2 protein-coding genes are annotated in these 1,536 nt (G+C 47.9%); both read right to left on the minus strand.

Features of this window, described 5'->3' with window-relative positions; all coding sequences use genetic code 11:
• A partial coding sequence (gene prmC, locus HP456_RS23805; protein ID WP_172255635.1) for a peptide chain release factor N(5)-glutamine methyltransferase occupies positions 1–732 on the minus strand: 732 nt, incomplete at its 3' end.
• A 1-nt stretch (position 733) separates the two neighbouring features.
• Positions 734–1,536: peptide chain release factor 1 (gene prfA, locus HP456_RS23810; protein ID WP_172255637.1), on the minus strand; the 803-nt coding region annotated here is incomplete at its 5' end.

Genomic DNA, 1,536 nt, shown 5'->3' on the forward strand with positions numbered 1-1,536 from the left:
CAGAAACATGTCGTTCATCACTAAAGGCAGCTGCAGCATGAACCGCTTATATAAGTCATAGCCGTCTTCCCCGCCAAACAATGCGAGCTGCGGTTCATGGTCCACCACTACATCCGATAACGACAGGCGATCGGTCAACGGGATATATGGGGGATTCGACAGCATGAGGTCAAGCTTCAGGTCCTTCTCTATCAAAGGCTGCAGCAAATCTCCTTGGTAACATTCAATCTCCGCCCCTAACCGTTGGCTGTTTTCATTCGCCACAGACAGAGCTTCCTCAGAAATATCCACGGCCAGCACCTCAAGCGGCCAGTCCGAGCTTTCAAGCTTCAGCGTCACCGCGATCGCCCCGCTTCCGGTTCCGATATCAGCCGCTTTTAACGATAAACCTTTTGCAAACAGAAGCTTCATTTTCTCAAGCCCATAATAAATCAATTCTTCCGTTTCCGGTCTCGGGATCAGCACATGCTCATTCACCTTGAATGACCTGCTGTAAAACTCTTCAAACCCGATGATATGTTGAATCGGCACACCGTCCGCATGTTTCCGGACCCCTTCTTGAAACTCTTCCCATATTCCACGGGGGACCTCGGCGCGTTGTTCAGCCAATAATTGTGATCTGGAACAATCCAATAAATGACGCAAATAGATTTCTCCTGCGTTTTCATCACGTTTATGTTCGTTTAAAAAAGAAGAAGCCCATTTAAGGGCTTCAAATACAGTTACGGTCATTTTACATTTCTTCCATTCTTTCAAGAAGTTTGGACTGATCTTCGATGATCAAGGCATCGATAACGTCATCCATCTTTCCTTCAAGAATTTGATCAAGCTTTTGGATCGTCAGACCGATACGGTGGTCGGTTACACGATTTTGCGGGAAGTTGTACGTACGGATACGTTCGGAACGGTCACCGGTTCCAACGGCAGACTTACGGTTTGCATCGTATTCAGCCTGGACTTCGCGTTGGAATTTATCATATACTCGGGCACGCAATACTTTCATTGCCTTCTCTTTGTTCTTGATCTGGGATTTTTCATCCTGACAGGAAACCACTACGCCTGTAGGCATGTGAGTCAAACGGACAGCCGACATCGTCGTATTGACCGATTGGCCCCCTGGTCCGCTGGATGCGAATGTATCGACACGGATATCTTTTTCATGGATATCCACTTCCACTTCTTCCGCTTCAGGAAGACATGCAACCGTTGCAGTCGACGTATGGATACGGCCGCCGGACTCGGTTTCAGGAACACGTTGTACCCGGTGTGCCCCATTCTCGTATTTCATCTTGGAATATGCGCCGTTACCTGTGATCATAAAGATGATCTCTTTATAACCGCCGACACCTGTAGACGTCGCTTCCATCACTTCGATTTTCCAGCCTTGGGATTCTGCGTAACGGCTGTACATTCGGTAAAGGTCGCCTGCGAACAGAGCGGCTTCATCTCCGCCTGCTGCTCCGCGGACTTCCATGATAACGTTCTTGTCATCATTCGGATCTTTAGGAATCAATAATATTTTCAAACGCTCTTCCA

Source organism: Bacillus haikouensis (assembly GCF_013179555.1).
GTDB lineage: Bacteria > Bacillota > Bacilli > Bacillales > Bacillaceae_B > Rossellomorea > Rossellomorea haikouensis_A.